14 protein-coding genes and 2 tRNA genes are annotated in these 17,114 nt (G+C 45.4%); 9 read left to right on the forward strand and 7 right to left on the reverse strand.

Going from position 1 to position 17,114, the window contains the following annotated elements; translation table 11 throughout:
- The first annotated feature begins 15 nt into the window (after positions 1 to 15).
- Together K7I13_RS15045 and K7I13_RS15050 are read left to right on the forward strand one after the other, a co-directional pair.
- Positions 16 to 1,155, forward strand: coding sequence for a glycosyltransferase (locus tag K7I13_RS15045; protein WP_255946926.1), 1,140 nt, complete (start codon positions 16 to 18; stop codon positions 1,153 to 1,155).
- 115 nt (positions 1,156 to 1,270) lie between these two features.
- Positions 1,271 to 2,983 (forward strand): hypothetical protein, encoded by a 1,713-nt coding sequence (locus tag K7I13_RS15050; protein WP_255946928.1) that lies wholly within the window; start codon positions 1,271 to 1,273, stop codon positions 2,981 to 2,983.
- A gap of 204 nt (positions 2,984 to 3,187) precedes the next feature.
- On the opposite strand, the gene K7I13_RS15055 is transcribed toward K7I13_RS15050, so the two are convergent.
- Together K7I13_RS15055 and K7I13_RS15060 are read right to left on the reverse strand one after the other, a co-directional pair.
- Positions 3,188 to 3,874: a helicase-related protein gene (locus K7I13_RS15055; RefSeq protein WP_255946930.1), complete on the reverse strand. Its 687-nt coding sequence runs from the start codon at positions 3,872 to 3,874 to the stop codon at positions 3,188 to 3,190.
- Positions 3,871 to 4,467: a DEAD/DEAH box helicase family protein gene (locus tag K7I13_RS15060; RefSeq protein ID WP_255946932.1), complete on the reverse strand. Its 597-nt coding sequence runs from the start codon at positions 4,465 to 4,467 to the stop codon at positions 3,871 to 3,873. Before K7I13_RS15060 ends, K7I13_RS15055 begins: the two co-directional genes overlap by 4 nt.
- 158 nt (positions 4,468 to 4,625) lie before the next feature.
- Here K7I13_RS15060 and K7I13_RS15065 point away from each other — a divergent pair, with 158 nt between their 5' ends.
- Positions 4,626 to 5,753: a glycosyltransferase family 4 protein gene (locus K7I13_RS15065; RefSeq protein WP_255946934.1), complete on the forward strand. Its 1,128-nt coding sequence runs from the start codon at positions 4,626 to 4,628 to the stop codon at positions 5,751 to 5,753.
- A 24-nt stretch (positions 5,754 to 5,777) separates the two neighbouring features.
- Here K7I13_RS15065 and clpX read toward each other — a convergent pair whose 3' ends face one another.
- From clpX to K7I13_RS15090, 5 genes are all read right to left on the reverse strand, one after another.
- Positions 5,778 to 7,022 carry an ATP-dependent Clp protease ATP-binding subunit ClpX gene (clpX, locus tag K7I13_RS15070; RefSeq protein ID WP_255946936.1) on the reverse strand — a complete coding sequence of 415 codons (1,245 nt, stop codon included), beginning with the start codon at positions 7,020 to 7,022 and terminating at the stop codon, positions 5,778 to 5,780.
- Entirely contained in the window at positions 7,003 to 7,620 is a 618-nt protein-coding gene (gene clpP / locus K7I13_RS15075; protein WP_305118711.1) for an ATP-dependent Clp endopeptidase proteolytic subunit ClpP, read from the reverse strand. Before clpP ends, clpX begins: the two co-directional genes overlap by 20 nt.
- Before the next feature lies 1 nt (position 7,621).
- Positions 7,622 to 8,983, reverse strand: coding sequence for a trigger factor (tig, locus tag K7I13_RS15080; RefSeq protein ID WP_255946938.1), 1,362 nt, complete (start codon positions 8,981 to 8,983; stop codon positions 7,622 to 7,624).
- 96 nt (positions 8,984 to 9,079) lie between these two features.
- A tRNA-Gly gene (locus tag K7I13_RS15085) sits at positions 9,080 to 9,151 on the reverse strand.
- Positions 9,152 to 9,181: 30 nt separating this feature from the next.
- Positions 9,182 to 9,261 (reverse strand) — tRNA-Leu (locus K7I13_RS15090).
- Between the two features lie 373 nt (positions 9,262 to 9,634).
- Between K7I13_RS15090 and K7I13_RS15095 the strand changes: the two genes are divergently transcribed.
- The 6 genes from K7I13_RS15095 to K7I13_RS15120 are packed head-to-tail and all read left to right on the forward strand — an operon-like array spanning position 9,635 to position 17,095.
- Positions 9,635 to 10,687: an alanine racemase gene (locus K7I13_RS15095; RefSeq protein WP_255946939.1), complete on the forward strand. Its 1,053-nt coding sequence runs from the start codon at positions 9,635 to 9,637 to the stop codon at positions 10,685 to 10,687.
- A gap of 5 nt (positions 10,688 to 10,692) precedes the next feature.
- Positions 10,693 to 13,122, forward strand: a complete 2,430-nt coding sequence (locus K7I13_RS15100) for an MFS transporter (protein ID WP_255946940.1) — start codon at positions 10,693 to 10,695, stop codon at positions 13,120 to 13,122.
- Positions 13,112 to 13,591 carry a hypothetical protein gene (locus tag K7I13_RS15105; protein ID WP_255946941.1) on the forward strand — a complete coding sequence of 160 codons (480 nt, stop codon included), beginning with the start codon at positions 13,112 to 13,114 and terminating at the stop codon, positions 13,589 to 13,591. Before K7I13_RS15100 ends, K7I13_RS15105 begins: the two co-directional genes overlap by 11 nt.
- Positions 13,588 to 15,504, forward strand: coding sequence for an ABC transporter substrate-binding protein (locus K7I13_RS15110; protein ID WP_255946942.1), 1,917 nt, complete (start codon positions 13,588 to 13,590; stop codon positions 15,502 to 15,504). Before K7I13_RS15105 ends, K7I13_RS15110 begins: the two co-directional genes overlap by 4 nt.
- Entirely contained in the window at positions 15,501 to 16,814 is a 1,314-nt protein-coding gene (lysS, locus tag K7I13_RS15115) for a lysine--tRNA ligase (RefSeq protein ID WP_255946943.1), read from the forward strand. Before K7I13_RS15110 ends, lysS begins: the two co-directional genes overlap by 4 nt.
- Complete coding sequence (locus K7I13_RS15120; RefSeq protein WP_255946944.1) at positions 16,781 to 17,095, forward strand: hypothetical protein; 315 nt, start codon at positions 16,781 to 16,783, stop codon at positions 17,093 to 17,095. Before lysS ends, K7I13_RS15120 begins: the two co-directional genes overlap by 34 nt.
- Positions 17,096 to 17,114 lie beyond the last annotated feature (19 nt).

A 17,114-nucleotide genomic window follows, 5' to 3' on the forward strand; every position in this document is an offset into this window, starting at 1 on the left:
CGGGTTTATTTTGTAATGAAACAGCGGATTGCCTTTCTCTATCTTGAAACAGGAAGCGGCCATATTAATCCTGCCGCTGCCCTGGCCCGGACAATTGTCGATTCATATCCGGGCAGCTCTGATGTTTTTTTATTTGACGGCTTCAGCAAAAAAATGAAACTGTGCAGGTCGTTTTTTGTTGATGGATACGCTCTGACATCCAATTATCTTGAAAGTTTTTATGTCGCGTTTTACCAGCTTACCCGTCTTTCCGTAAGTATCAGGGTCGGTAATTATTTTGTATCCCTGCACGGTGAAACACACTTAATTCATCTGCTCCGGGAATACGGCATTACGAAAGTTGTTTGCATGCATGAGGTTCTTACAATAGTTACCCGCCAGGCCATTAATAAGGTTGACCCTTCAATACCGCTCATTACTATCGTTACGGACCCCTACACAGCCCATCCTCTGTGGTTTTATGAAAAAAATATGGAAGTAATTGTTTTTTCGGAAAAGTTACGCAGGGAAGCAATAGAGCGATATGCCTATCCGGAAAAACAGATACATGTTTTTCCCTTTCTTTTTTCGAGCGAATATGATCACCCGTATGAAACGCAGAAAATAAAACTAGTCCGCAAAAACTTTGGGGTCCCGGACAATCAAAAGATTTTATTAATTGCAGGAGGAGGCGAGGGGCTACGAAAGGCCGAAAAAATTGTTGACGCGTTTATCAGGCGGAAAAGTACTGAAAAACTTATTGTAGTATGCGGCCGCAATGACCGGCAAAAAGAACGGATTTCCCGAATGATAAAAAAGGCGGGCACCGATAATATCCTGGTTTTCGGCTTTGTCTCATTTATGCCCGACCTTCTCAATATTGCCGATTGTGTGATAACAAAAGGCGGCGCGTCAATGCTGATGGAAACGCTTGCCGTTGGGAAACCGGCTGTTTTTTCCACCTATATCCGGGGCCAGGAATGGGGCAACATAGTATTTGCCGTCAAAAACAATGCGGGCTGGTATATCAGGAATCCTGACGCAATACTTGATAAGGCTGACGAAATCCTGCGGGATCCGGACTGCGCCGCAAACGTAAAAAATAATATCAGCAAGTTAAAAATTACCAATGGATTGTCCTCCATAGCTTCCTTTATTCATGATTTTAAAATATAATCCTGATAACGCTGTGCTTGAGTTTCCGGCGAAGCTCATGTATAGTTTGTAATGATTTTTGAAAATCTGAAAATAAAATATTTCCTGTTAAACTGCTGAACTAGGACGGTATATAATGAAAAAAAAGCTGATAATTCTTTTATTTGCAGCCTGCTTCGGAATTAATTCTTTTGCCCAGGTCGCGGCGGATCCTCTCGATTTTTTTTATACGGATCTTGTTATCTGGGAAACTATGGGACTGGTCGGCCCCCTGCCGGCAGCGAGGCCTTATCCACTTCAGCTCGTCAAACAGATTCTGGAAACTGTTATAGAACAGGGGGACGCGACCCAGCGCGGTATAGCCGAATCCCATTACGGCCGGTTTTTTAACCGTTTCTTTTCAGTAGGCGGAAAGACCCAGATTTCCTATGAATTTATGTCAGGCGATATGCAGCTGGAAGTCGCACCTGCGGTCGATATCAATCTGATGCTGAATAGATTTCTCACCGTAAGCGGTTCCCTTGATATCTGGGCAACCAACCGTCTTCCGTCAGACGCTCTGCTGCCTGAACATCAGATGTCGGAACGTGATATTATAGAAGATAATGCAAGAATAGGTTCTTTTTATATCCTTCCTTCACTGAACACATCAGCGGCAGTCGGGACGTCCGAGTATTATTTTCAGGTCGGCCTGATGAGAGGGTCTTTCGGGCCTTTTCAGGAAAACGGTGTTATTGTGGGACAGCAGGCCCTGCACAGCGGTCAGTTTACTTTTGTCATTCACAAACCAAAATGGACTTTTAATCTCAGCCTGTACGCCCTGAGCGCTACAAATGATGTGAAAACAGATAAGTTTTATCCTGAAAAATATTTATCACTTCATTCCATTGATTTTCATCCTTTCGACTGGCTTTCAATCTCCGTGCTTGAATCAATGATGTACGGCGGCAGATTTGATATTATGTACCTTATTCCCTTTTCAGCCTATATGATTTCCCAGGGGAATACCGGTTTCAATGACAACTCCTTTATCGGCGGGACTTTTACGGTTAAACCTCTGAAAGGACTGAAAATTGACGGAGTTCTGTACGCCGATGATCTCAGCTTTAATGACATAATTAAACTGCAGTGGGAAACAAAGTGGCGGCTTGCCGGCCAGATCGGCGCTGCCTATGCTCCTCCGTCTTCGGGAATTTTTACAAGAGTTTCTTTTGACTATACAATGGTTACTCCTTACTGCTACACACATAAGGCCGACGATAACCGCAATAAATACGATATAAATTATCAGAACTATACTCACGCGGGACAGAGTTTCGGGGCCTCTCTTGACCCAAACTCTGACCGTTTTAATCTCAAGGCAACCTTTCGTCCGCTTGAAAAGCTTGATATTGATCTTGTAGGTACTCTTATCCGTCATGGCAATGTTAACGAAAATATAGGATATAAATGGGTGAAGGAATATCTTACAAAAGATATTTATAATACTGACGGATCCATTCACAATAATGATGACAGTCTTGATTCCGGACATGCATACTGGGATTCAACACCCTTCCTCACGCAGAATACGCTGCAATATATATGGCAGGTCGGTTTTGACGCGGTCTGCCGCCTGCCGGTCCTGAAAACAGGCGGATACATGGTTTTCCGCGCCGGATACCGTTTTGAATGCAATATAAATGCGAATATAAACCGCTCGATCTACAAATATGATGAAACGCTTGATCCTGATGATGATGCCGCTATTGAAGCCCGGGCAAAGGAACAGCTTGCTGTCTGGCGCAATTCCGCCACCGGCCGTGAACTCAATCATTATGTTTTTGTCGGTTTTGAATATTTTTACTGATTGCCTGTAATTCCGGAAAGCGGCTTATTCGAGGCGAGGGTTTAATCAGCCTGCGGCTGGGGTTCTGCAAGGTAACGATTTAATGGCCGCTTACGCGACCTGCGAATACCCCAGACCAAAGGTCTGCAGCTCTTCGAGCTGACTGCTCTGCGACGGTTTATATAACAACCTGTAAAAACGTTAGTTTTTATAGGTTCCATGGTATTAAACCCGGGACCAATTCCACGGGAGAGAAAAATACCTCAGACCGAAGGTCTGCCCTGCTCTGCGGCGAGGTATTTTATTGAATGGTTTCATCCTGTTCAGGGGTACATATCCTGCCCCGTACATTATTTTCGGATAAATGATAATTCCAAGCTTTTTTTCTATGCGGGCAAGCTCGCGCAGTTCCCGTTCATCCCCGAATACCGCGTTGATTCCTGTTTTGCCTGCGCGCGCTGTTCTTCCCGCGCGGTGAATGAAAAAATCTTCATTGTCACTGACATCCATCTGGATTATGTGAGTTATGTCCGGAATATCCAAACCCCGGGCGGAAAGGTCACTTGTTATCAGAATCTTTGTTTTGCCGGATCTGAAAGCATCGAGATTCTTTTTCCGGTCAAGCTTTGACATTTTTGCATGAAGGGCGGAACAGGCCACACCCCGGTACTGGAGCCGTGAAGCAATATGTTCAACCTGTCCGGTCTGCGCCGTAAACACAAGCGCTTTTTCGGGCTGCTCAGCCAGTATGAATTTTCTTAAATCTTCGATTTTATCGCGCCTTTCACTGAAAAAAGCCCAGTGTTCGATTTTTCTTTTGAGAACATCTTCCGGCGGCAGCGATATGAGCTGAAAGGATATGGGCTTGTTTTCCTTATCATCACCGTCTTTTTTTATATGTCCGGGGATCATTTTTTTAACAGCGTCAGATGGTATTTTGTCATTGTAGCCGAACAGGCAATATATTGGGCGACGGAGGGCATTTCATTCAGCAGGTCCCTCAAAATGTCCCTCATTTCGGGAGCAAGCATCCTGTCCGCTTCATCAAGAATTATCATGGAAAGGGATTGGGTCGGTATCTTTTTCAGCCGGATAAGTTCAAGGAGCCTGGCAGGTCCGCCGATCAGAATGGAAGGCTTTTGCTTAAGCAGATCGAACTGTCGTTTCAGAGGGGCTCCTCCGATGAGCAGGGCGGAAGAAACCGGCAGTCCGGACGCGGATGCGAGATTAACCGCTTCAGTTTTTATCTGGGATGCCAGTTCATTTGTCGGCGCGGCAATCAGTATCTGCGGCGCTTTTTTTCCGTCCCCGAGTGATCTCATGAAGGCCGGAATCAAAAAACACAGCGTTTTTCCCGTTCCTGTCTCTGACTGAAATACAACATTCTCACCTGAAAGAATGGATGGAATAACCATTTTCTGGACTTCGGTCGGCTCCGTAATTGATTTTGCTGCCAGAGCTTCGTAAATTTCAGGTAAAATAGGCAAACTGGAAAAACTATTCATTAAAACAGGATAGCATAATAGGCTGAAAAGTGCTATACTAATAGTCTGAGAGGCTGTATGCCCAAAAAACAATTGCAATTAATATTATCCCGGCGAATTATTACTATGGAAAAAACTGAAAATAATATATTGGTAACCGGATTTTGGCGGAGGGTATATTGAAAATAGGTATAAATACTTTCGGTTGTGATCATGGCAGATCAGGCATAGGCTCTTATATTTTATCTCTGGTGCGCAATTTACCTGCTTCTGATTTTCAGGTTGACCTTTTTGGTCCGGAACTTGACCGTTATACCTATTCTTCGGGCCTTGAGTCTGTAACATACACCGGTCTTTCTGTTTCCGACAGTCTGTTCGCCGAACATTTATGGCATTTTTTCCGGTATCCTTCATTTGTAAAAAAACAAAAGTATGACGCGGTTCTTTTTCCGGCAGGAATAAAGCTGCTTCCCCTGAATTATGTTGTCCCTTCTGTTGTTGTTATACAGGATTTTTTTTCCAATATTTCCAGAAACACCGATGATGATTTTATTTCCGGATTTCACCGGATGCAATTGAAAAAAGCGAAACTGATAATTGCCGCTAGCAATTTTATAAAAAACGATCTGGTTAATCTCCGTATCCCCGAGTCAATGATACAGGTTATTCATAATGGCATAGACACCAATCTTTTTTATCCCCGGCCCCAGATAAGCAATGAGGCCGTATTAATCCATCCGTTTTCGATCAGGCGGCCCTATATAATTTATGCTTCGCGCGTCGCTTTTCCGGCAAAATGTCACGTGGAATTAATCAGAGGTTTTTCCATTTTCAAAAAAAATACCGGGGCTCCTCACCGCCTGGTACTTGCGGGCGCTGACGGAATCAATGCTGAAATTGTACACCGGGAGGTCCTGAAGTCTCCGGTCTCTTCCGATATACTGCTTACCGGATATTTCCCTCACCAGAATCTTCCTGAATTATATTCAGCTGCGGATGTCTGTGTTTTCCCCTCTGCGGTTGAGGGTGTCGGTCTTCCTGTTCTTGAGGCAATGGCCTGCGGCCTTCCTGTCGCCTGCGCAAACGCCGGAGCGCTTCCCGAAATGGCCGGCGACTGCGCGGTCTATTTTGACCAGAATAATCCCGAGGATATTGCCCAGGCAATAGGGCGCCTCGTTAAAACCCCCGGAGGCGAAAACGAACCGCTCCGCAATGACCTGATTAACCGCGGAATTAAATGGGTTGAAGCTTTTAACTGGAAAAAAAGCGCGCAGGGAACAATAGACTGCATTACTTCCATAATATAAAAAAAGCCCCTTTAAGGGCTTTTTTTATGCTGTTTTCTGTTCAATCCGTTTTATGATTGGTTTTTCAGTTTTTTCAACAACGTCCTTTGAAATGATGACCTTTTTGTTTCCCGGAATTGAGGGAATTTCAAACATAAGTTCCATCATAAGTTTTTCGACAATTGCCCGCAGGCCGCGCGCTCCGGTGTTCTGCCGTATCGCCTGATCGGCAATTGCGTCAATTGCGTCATCCTCAAAGATAAGCTCAACATTATCAATCGCAAGCGAAGCCTGAAACTGTTTGACAATAGCATTTTTCGGTTCGGTCAGAATATGTTTGAGGTCTTCCTTTCCAAGATCAGTGAGAGCCACTGTCATGGGAAGCCGTCCGATGAATTCTGGGATCATTCCGAATTTTATCAGATCATCCGGGCTGAGCTGGTCAAACAGCTCGGCAAGGTTTTTTTCCTTGTGCAGTTTTATGTCAGCGCCGAAACCCATCGGGTGCTGCGCAACCCGCGCCTCGATTATTTTATCAAGGCCGACAAATGCTCCGCCGCATATAAACAGAATATTTGTTGTATCAATTTTCAGCATTTCCTGGTTGGGATGCTTGCGTCCGCCCTGGGGCGGAACGGAGGCCGTTGTTCCTTCAATTATCTTAAGGAGAGCCTGCTGGACGCCCTCACCGGAAACATCGCGCGTTATTGAAACATTTTCACCTTTGCTGGCGATCTTGTCAATTTCGTCAATATAAATGATGCCGCGCTCCGCAGCGGGAATATTTCCATTCGCATTCTGTATCAGTTTGAGCAGGATGTTTTCCACATCTTCCCCGACATAGCCGGCTTCCGTCAGTGTAGTGGCGTCCGCTATGGCAAAGGGAACCTTCATTTTATGCGCAATTGTCCTGGCCAGAAGGGTTTTTCCCGAGCCTGTCGGTCCGATAAGAAGAACATTGGATTTTTCAATCATTATATCTTCATCAGTATGCTTTACATTAGTGATGCGTTTGTAATGGTTGTAAATCGCGACAGCCAGGGCCTTTTTAGCCAGGTCCTGTCCGATTATATACTGGTCGAGATATTCCTTCATTTCTTTTGGTGTGGGAATTTCACCGGTAAACTGGGTCGCAATCTGGGTGTTTTCTTCGTCAAAGATGTCCTTGCAGGCATCGACGCACTGGTTGCAGATAAAAACCCCCGGGCCGCTTACCATCCTGTGTTCGGCGTCTTCGCGTTTTCCGCAAAACGAACAAACAAGGCCGCGGTCATTTCTCTGCTTTGCCATGTTTCCTCCGCTTCATTACCTGATCGACGATGCCGTATTCAAGGGCTTCCTGCGGGGTCATGAAAAAGTCCCGTTCCATATCGGAAGCAATCTGTTCTTCGGGCTTGCCTGTATGATATGCGAAATATTCAATGGTCAGTTTTTTCAGCCTGATTATTTCACGGGCCTGGATTCCTATGTCGGAAGCCTGTCCCTGGACACCGCCCCAGGGCTGGTGAATGAGTACACGTGAAGAGGGCAGGGCCGAACGCTTGCCGGCTGTTCCGCCCGCAAGCAGAATGGCTGCCATACTTGCCGCCTGGCCGAGACAGAAAGTCTGAATATCTGAGCGGATTTGCTGCATGGTATCATAAATAGCGAGGCCGGCCGTCACGGAACCGCCCGGGCTGTTTATATACAGATTGATGTCTTTTTCAGGGTTCTGGGAATCAAGAAAAAGCAATTGCGCGACCGCCAGATCGGCGGTCACATCATTAATCTCGCCGTCAATAAAAACAATCCTGTCTTTCAGGAGACGGGAAAAAATATCATAGGAACGTTCCCCATTGCCGGTCTGTTCAACAACATAGGGAACCAGATTGCTCATTTGTACATTCATATCACTGTCCATTTTTGAAGAGATCTGCAAAGGCCATTTTTTTACCTTTTGCAATAGTGCATTTTTCAAGAAGCTGTGCATACAGCCGCTGTTCTTTAATGTCATCTATAAGATACTCTTTTTTCCGGGGATCGGAATAGTGTTTTTTCACCTCATCAACGGAAATTTCCGCCCCTTCGGCAATTTTTTTGTATTCTTCTTCCACATCTTCGGGAGTTACGGTAATATCCCTGTCTTTTATGAGAAGTTCGACGACCACCCTGCTTTTGAGCATTTTTTCAGCTTCCGGACGCCATTCCTCAAGCATGCTTTCCTTTGTCTGATTGGAAGAGGTTATGATTTTTTCAAGCTGTTCCGTATCAGTCCCGAAGCGCTGCGCCAGCATGTGCCAGCGTGATTCGAGTTCGGCCGCAACCATGGATTCAGGCAGATCAAAGGTGTTTTTTTCGACAATCTGTTCCAGAAGGCTGTTCTGCTTGATTTCCTTTAATTTGTTGTCAAGCGCGGCTTCCATCCGCTTTTTGATGTCATTTTTCAGATCATCGAGGGTTTTATATTTTTCGCTTACATCCTGGGCCAGTTCATCATCCAGTTCGGGGAGATTTTTAACCTTGAGAGCGGTCAGCGTTACCCTGATTTTTTTTGTTTTTCCGGCCAGATCCTTGTCCTCAAAGTCTTCCGGATAGGATTTTGTCAGGTCCTTTGTCTCGCCTTTTTTCATCCCGATAATATCATCATCAAACTTGAAAATATTATAGCCGGTCCCGATGGTAAACACAAAATCCTGCCGTTCAGTTCCGGGAATAACATTTCCGCTGTCATCAAGTTCACTGTAACTGACCGTTGCGATTTCGTCTTTTTTTGCTTTTTCGTTATCTCCGCAGTCCACAACCAGGGCATTCCGTTCCCTGATTGCTTCAAGTTCTTCCTTCATTTCCGCGTCACCGATTGCAACCTGGGGAACTTCTATTTTGAAACCGTCAAGCGTTTCGAGTTTTACTTCGGGAAATACGTCATAGGTCAGTGAGAATGTGAGGTCTTTCGCCGGGTCAAAATCCGGCGCCTCATCGAGCGAGGGCTGGGCATAGGGCAGGGGGCGTTCAAATTCATTTGCCGTCTCAAAAATTTCCCCCAGGGCCTTATCGATGATATCTCCGGCCGCGTCTCCCCTGAGCGCGTCTCCGTATTTCTGTTCAAGAATATTTATGGGAACCTTACCCTTTCTGAATCCGGGAATCTGGATTGTCTTTGCATATTTCTGAAGAAGTTCTTTATATGCCGATTCAACGTCATCTTTAGAAATTGTTACATCGAGTTTTACACGTGATTTGTCAAGCTTGGTGATTTGCTTGGTAAGGTTCATACTATTCCTCTTCATTGTTTAGATATTCACGGCCTTTACGGCCAGGCCGGATAAAAAAAAACGATCCGGATTTTTTCCGAACCGCTTTGGAGTAAGAGCGGGAAACGGGAGTCGGACCCGCGACATCCACCTTGGCAAGGTGGCGCTCTACCACTGAGCTATTCCCGCAAAATCTGCCTGTTTTACTGTGTGGAATTGTGCGAGAGGAGGGACTTGAACCCTCACGCCAAGGCACCAGATCCTAAGTCTGGCGTGTCTGCCAATTCCACCACTCTCGCTTACACAGTACGTGCACTCACGAGATGAGTGTCAATAGTCTACATAATATGGAACAGGATGTCAACTATTATGTGTTCCGTTTCCAGATGACTGTCATCAACATTTCTGTGTTCGGAAGTAAAAAGTAGCTGAAAACAAAAAAAAGTCAATAGAAGGAAGTCTGAAAACAGGACGGAGGCCGGCGTGTTTTTCAGGTGTTACCGCTTTAAAAAGAAAGATTGAAGCCGCCGGATTCGGAGCGGTCCATCTGCCCGCCCATGAATATTCTTTAATAACTTTTATGGCTTTCTGCAAAAAACTGTGATATACTTACGAGTATATTTTCCAGTTAAAAGTTCCAGATAACCCATTTGCGAGGAGATTGAGAAAATAATGGCGTATATTGAGATCGATCCTGACCCAATACTCTATAATATACGCAAATTCCGGGATTTAGCCGGCCAATCCGGCCTCAGTCTGACAGCTGTTACCAAATTCTGTACCTCCGATCCGGAAATCCTTCAGATACTTGAAAAGGAAGGAATAACCTCGGTCGCCGACAGTAATATGCCGAATTTTCTGGCATTGCCGCCTGAACTCGCAGGAAAATTTTCCAAATCACTTATAAAAACCCGCCTGAGCGATATCCGCGCGCTGCCGGATATACCTGAATACTTATGGCCGGACAGGCTTTTTGTTTCGGATGAAAAGCTGCTTGCCGCGGCGGCCCTTTTGCCTTCCGGACGGAAACCCGGCATAATGCTGATTGTTGAAGTGGGCGATCTGAAAGAAGGTTTTTATCCTGATCAGCTCCCGGATATTATCGCGCGGTTTAAAACGCTTCCGATCGAGGGAGTCTCGGCAAATTTTGCCTGCCTTTCCGGAAAAATGCCGGATGCGAAGAGCCTTGAAATTTTAAAACAATGCGCGGCCCTGATACCAGGCAATCCGGACATATCTGTCGGAGGAACTGTTGTATATCAGCTTTTGGCGGAAGGCAGGCTTTCCGCGCCTGTTTCCGAAATAAGAATAGGCGAGGGTATCTTTTTCGGCCATGATTCTTCTTCCGGAGGGTATTTGCCGGGATTCAGAACAGGCGCCTTTACTCTGTACGGTGAAATTATTGAAATCAGGGAAAAGGAAATAACCGGACCGGACGGCGGCGGTCATACGGCCCTGGGCGGTCTCCGGCAGCCGAGAAAGACGGGCAAACGCCTCTGCGCTGTCCTTGACTTCGGCGTACTCGCAGCTTCTTCCGGCGATATTGTTCCTGTTGATCCGGCTGTTGAAATAGCGGGACAGACTTTTGATTTTACTGTGGCGGACATTACTGATTCACAGCGAAAATATGCTGCCGGTGAATATGTCGGTTTTACCGCGGATTATGCCGCGGCTTCGCAGGCTCTGCTCAATACATACATAACCAGAATTATCTTAAAGGAGTAATATTCGTGAATAATAGTAAAACATTCTGGTCAGGTTTTGCAGGTTTCGGTCTGATCCTGCTTATTGCCTTTACCCTTAACGGCGTATTGGATATTTCAGGTTTTGAATCGACCTACCGGGATTCGCTGGTAAGCCAATTCAGCATTCAGGGCGAGGCTGTCAAGAGCAGAATTGAAAGCGCGTTAAACCTGGGGAAAAAGCTTTATTTGCTTGACAATCAGATTGATGAAATATTCTATGATTCTATAAAACAGGGATCCGGGATACAGCATTTTTATGTTGCTGACAGGGACGACGTTATATTGTATTCCACACGGACTGTTATGAATCAAAACCATATTCCCTTCCAGTTTCTCCGGGGAAGCGATCTTGCTGCGGGCGAAGACCGGCCTCCTTCGGAAACAGTTAAATTTCTTGATTCCTATTATATTTGCATTCCCCTGTATTCGGAGGGCAGGACCTTTGAAGGAACCCTTCTTGTTGAATTTTCCGAAAAGACAATATCCGGATACATATACAAGACCGCGGAAACGCTGGTCAAAACAGGATTGATTTTTCTGGTCGTTACTCTGGGGCTGTATTATCTGCTTTTGCAGTTATTGCCGCAGCACCGCAGAGTTGAAACAATTGTCACTGTTATTCTGTTGCTTGGTTCCCAGCTGGTTTTTACGGTTCAGAATTATAATTTGTACAATACATCCATTACCGGAATGTTCAACAAGAATATGTCCGTTCTGGCAAAATCAATTGCGGAGGATTTTCAAAAACCGCTTGATTATAATATTAAACTTGAAGACCTCGGACGGGCGGACTCATACCTCGCAAAGCGTATGGATGGGAATCCCCAGTGCGCGGATATGTATATAACCGACATAAATCTTAATATTCTCTATGAAACGCACCGGGAAAATATACACAAATCCGGCGAAGGTTCCGATGCGCGTCTGACCAGACAGGACCCGGACCTGACTATTATTCCCCTGACTTCCGTATTCGGCAACGGATATCTTGTTCTGCGGGTTAACCGGCCCATGATTAACAATATATTGAGGGATATGGCGCTCGATTCCGGGACTATTATTGTAGTCGCCCTCATATTCGCCTTCCTGCTTAAAGATTTCTTTGCCTTCCTGTCAGGACGGCGACATGTGAAGCAGATAAATACTGTGCGGAATGAAGAAGATGAAAAAAACAGTCTCCGGCTTATAAAGATCAGCACCTTTATTTTTATGTTCGCGGCATTTGAAACCCTTTCGTTTATTCCGATTTTTATCCAGCACATATATCTGCAGAATCCGTACAGCCTTGGTTTTTTCACGGAACAAACTATTATCAGTCTTCCTGTCAGTTCGTACATGCTCGGTATTATGGTCGCAATGTTTATTACCCTGTTCGGCATGAAAAATCTCAGCATACGGAACCGGTACATTATTATGACGCTGGTTTTTATTGCCGGTTCAGTTCTGACAATATTTTCTGAAAACATACCTGTCCTGATTGCCGCGCGTTTTGTCGCGGGCTTCGGATTCGGAGGAGTGCTTTTAAGTACTTCCTCGCTGGTTATTTCATATACAAATGAAAAAACACGGAGCAGGGGGTTCGGCACAAATGCCGCGGCCTTTGCCGCCGCTTCGATATGTTCCATACCGGTCGGAGGAATTATTGTCAATAAATTCGGCTATGCTGCTGGTATATGGGTATCCATTGTATTTGCTGTCCTGTTTCTTCTGTTTGTCTTTTTCTGTATTAAAAAAGACAGTGAGCCTGATGAACAAAAAGAAGCGCAGGCTGTTGTACCGGTTAATGAGAACCGCTTAACGGCGCGCAGTTTTTTACGGATACTCACATCCCGGCATGTTATCGTATATATCCTCTGTATAAATATTCCATTCCAATTGATTTATGTCGGACTGTTCCAGTTCCTGCTTCCGCTGTATATGAGCGATACGCTGGGAATGACGCAGGGAAATATAGGACGTTTTCTGAGTATTTTCAGTATTGTCAGTCTTGGCGCCGTATTTGTCAGCACACTTTCCGATTATGTTAAGAATGATAAGCTGCTGCTGTCATTCGGCTCATTATGTGTCGGCATTGTATTGATTCTGTTCGGCATGTATCCTGCAGGCGGAATTTTCCTCTTTGTCTGTGTTCTTATAGCTATGGGTGTCGATAATGTATTTATAGATGCGGTCGAAGAGGTCTATGTATCTTCTGGAAATATCAAGGGCATATCGGAAGAAAACCTTTTACAGAGTTATAAAACAATCGAAAAAATAATTTCCGTTTTTATACCGACCGTAACAGGTCTTATTATTATGTCCGCCGGTTTTTCCGCAAGCATGCTTTTTATCGGAGTATGGTCGGCCGTCGGTGCCATAGCGTTTCTGCTATTGGGCAAAAACGGAAGATGGGGAGGAATCCGCCATGAAGCATAATATATCCCGTGCCGGCTGTTTCGCCGTATTATTCCTTGTTTCCGTACTTTTATGTTCCTGTACAATTGACAGCCTTTCTTCTGATAATTTCTGGGGCGGAGCGGAACAGGAAACCAATTGGGTCCGGCAGAATGTAAAAACCGCAATAAATGAAAACCGGCCGGATGACTTTCCGGAAGATGAAACAATCCCTGATCCCCAGCTCAGAAATGATGGAAAAAAATACCGGATTTCAGTTGTAATTTCCGGGGATTACTGGGAGTTTTTTGATAACCTGAAAGGTTTGATTGAAGGCTTCTCCAATATCGGATGGGCCAATTCCATTTCCATCCCCGCGTCAGTTGTGACCTGTGAACAATTGCTTCAATGGATTTCCGTAAGGGACTACAGTGAGTATCTGGAATTCCCTCTTGAGCTTTTTCATAACTTATCCTGGGGGATAATTATGAAGAAACGGAACAGGCCATGATTGAAAAAATACCGGATGCCGATGTTGTTATTGCTTACGGCGGGATGGCCGCAAAACTGTTTTATCAGCAGGATTCGTATCCGGTACCGGTCATTGCGGACGCCATAACTGATGCTCTGGCCGCCGGCGTTACGGAAACGGTTACCGATTCAGGTAAGGATTTCTTTTCAGTAAAAATCGATCCCGAATTATTCCGGCAGCAGGTGCGTTTGTTTCATGAACTGACGGGGTTCAAAAAACTCGGCATTGTATATGGCGACGATGAATTCGGTGTCATTTATGGAGCGGTCCGGGATGTGGAAGCTGTCGCCGAGGAACTCGGATTTGAAATAATACGCAATACCAATGTCAAGGAAGACATGGATGATGATACTGTAGATATGTATCTTGACGCGCTCAGGGATGTGGTTTCCCGCGCGGATGCGGTATACATCGGCGCTTCGACAGCCGTTACCGAATATGATATTATTCCCGAAATTGTGCATATTATAAATGAAGCAAAGATCCCCTCGTTCGCGTTGGAAGGTTCTGTGCGTGTAAAAGACGGCATACTGTTCAGTCTGGCTTCAAGCGGTATGATCAGGTCGGGTATTTATACGGCGACAAAGATTACGCATATTTTTGAAGGAATAAAACCCCGGGAACTCCCGCAGATATTTGAAAGTATTCCGTCTGTCGCGATTAACCTGGCGACCGCGAAAACAATAGGCTTTAATGTTCCTGTTGATATTATCATCAATTCAGACGAAGTATATCTTTCTGCTGACGGCTCCGCTCCTGTAAGCCGGCACACTGACAATGAATTACTGTCCGGGTTTACCAATTATGCGGCGACGGCAATCCAGCTGTCCGATTCATATCTTCCCCGCAGACGGGCTGACGGAAAACCCTTCAGAATTGCAATACTGCAGAGCGGAACGTACTGGGAATTTGACGAGCATTTCAGGGGTATCCTTTCCGGGCTGATTGCAAACGGCTGGGCAAATTTCGATACAGTAATTCCCGAAAAACAGACAATCAGGGAAATGGTAAAATCAATAGGCGACTTCAGCGAGTATATCGAATTCCCTGAAGAGTATATCCTCGATCTTGAATGGGGCCAAAACACAAAAGCAGCCGGAGCATTTTTCACGGACAGGAAACCTGATGTTGATTTGGTTATTGCCTTCGGCGGCGTTGCCGGCAAGCTGTTCACCCGTTATAAAAATTATCCGATTCCGGTTTTAATGGAAGGTATTACCGATCCTGTCGGCTCAGGCATTATCTATTCCCTCGATGATTCAGGCCGTGATTTTGTAACCTGCCGCGTTGATCCAGGCCAGTATCAGCGGCAGGTTCAGCTTTTTCATGATTTTGCCGGATTTAAAAGACTTGGAATCCTGTATGGAGATGATGAATACGGCCGCCTGTATGGGGCTGTAAATGATGTGGAACTGGTCGCGAGGAAAAAAGGCTTTACGCTGGTCAGAAATACTAATGTAAAGGAAGTAATGGCGCCGGATACAACACGCCTGTATCTGTCCGCCTTACGGGACCTGTGTACCAGGGTTGATGCTGTCTATCTTGGCGCGTCAACAGCGATAACTGAATATGACATAATGGATGAGGTCGTGGCAATTCTCAATAAAGCCCGTATACCCTCTTTTGCTCTCGAAGGTGAAATCCGTGTGGATCAGGGGATTATGCTTGGGATTTCCTCTCTCGAAACCGAGAAATTCGGTTTTTATAACGCGCGAAAAATTGCCGCAATTCTTTCCGGAGTTACTCCGCGTATTCTTTCGCAGCGACTTGAAGGGGTTCCGTCAATTATACTGAACCTTGATACCGCACAGGAAATCGGTTTTTCCGTTCCCTTGTCTATTCTCTCCAGTGTAGACCAGCTCGTTTATGCAGGGAGTGACAGCATACAATGAAATACGAAATAAAAGGCGGTTCATTCTGGCTTGATGAAGTTGCGGATGCCCTTCTGTTATATCTTGATACGGTGTCCGTATCCGCCAATGATACTATTACCTGCGCCGCTGGAATGACCCCTTCCTGTCCTATACATTTTGGTATATTAAGGGAAATTGCCATTTCCCATTTTGTTGCCGAAGAGCTTTCGAGGCGCGGGAGGAAGACCCGTTTAATATATTACTGGGACGATTTTGACCATTTCTGTAAAATTCCCTGGTTCACAACGCGCGAAGCCATAAAGGACCATATAGGGAAGCCGCTGGGCAAGGTGCCTGATTTTCAGGGAGGATATCCTTCTTACGGCGAACATTATATGAAAGTATTTGAAGACGGACTGAAAACAATAGGAATCCACCCGGAATATAATTATCAGTCTCAGGTATATGCATCCGGCGCTTATCTGAAATATATCCGGCAGGCAATAGAGAAAAGGGATGTTATTTTTGACATAATTAACGGGGAGAAAAAACCCTATGATGATAAACTGCTTGCCGCGAGGGAAGCTTACTATCCGCTTGAAGTCTACTGCAGTCAATGCCAGAGGGACCTTGTTACAGTGACCGGATATGACCAGGAAAGTGACAGCATTTCATATGAATGCAGGGCCTGCGGTACCGTATCTTCCTATACACTGAATGACAGTTTTTTCGGAAAACTGATGTGGAAGGCAAACTGGGCAATGCGGTGGACTGATGATATCGTCAGGTATGAAAGCTCGGGAGAAAACCAGCTTACGGAAACGGGAAGCTATGCCGTTTCGAGCAGGATCGCGGAGCAGGTTTTCGGCGGGCAGGCCCCGTTTTCCCTTCTGTACCGGTTTATCGGCATCCCCGGAATCGCAAAAGTGTCCCGCGCACAGGGTGAAAAATCGCTTTCAACACGATTAACGGATTTGCTGGAACCAGCCATTATCAGATGGCTCTTTTTAAAGAACAGTCCCGATAAACCTTTTTCAATAGATATGGATAACGGGCTGAACAGAATGTACCATGAATGGGATCTCTTTATGACAAAAATTACGGACGGTTCCGCGACTGCTGAAGATAAAAGGATATTCGGACTCGCGACAAAGGGTGTAGAATTCTGCAGATATCCCATACCTTTCAGAACAGTTATAGCTGCGACCGGAATTGCCGGCGGTGATGAAAAAAAAGCCGCGGAACTGCTTCGGAGCATCCATCCGTATAAAGACGCGGAACCGGATTTTTTTACCAAGGTTCTGCCGCGGATCAAATGTACAAAAAACTTATCTATACATACGGAATGACCCAGGATGTACCCGTTCTTCTGAAAGAAAGGAATACTGCTGTCTGGAAGGAAATTTCCGGTAAATGCCGAAAAGCCGTTTCATATATTGCGGAACATTTGCCGGAAAGCGCGGATGAGGACGCCATACAGCAATTACTATATGACGCTCCAAAAAAAATCATGGGGATTCCCTTGATACTATTAATAATCCTGAAGCCGCGGCATTTCAGAAAGATGTTTACCGCGTCCTGTATCTTCTTCTTCTGGGGAAGGAACAGGGTCCGAAACTCTCAACCCTGATAAGCCTGTCAGGATATGA

Source organism: Brucepastera parasyntrophica, from assembly GCF_022376835.1.
Lineage (GTDB): Bacteria > Spirochaetota > Spirochaetia > Treponematales > Treponemataceae > Brucepastera > Brucepastera parasyntrophica.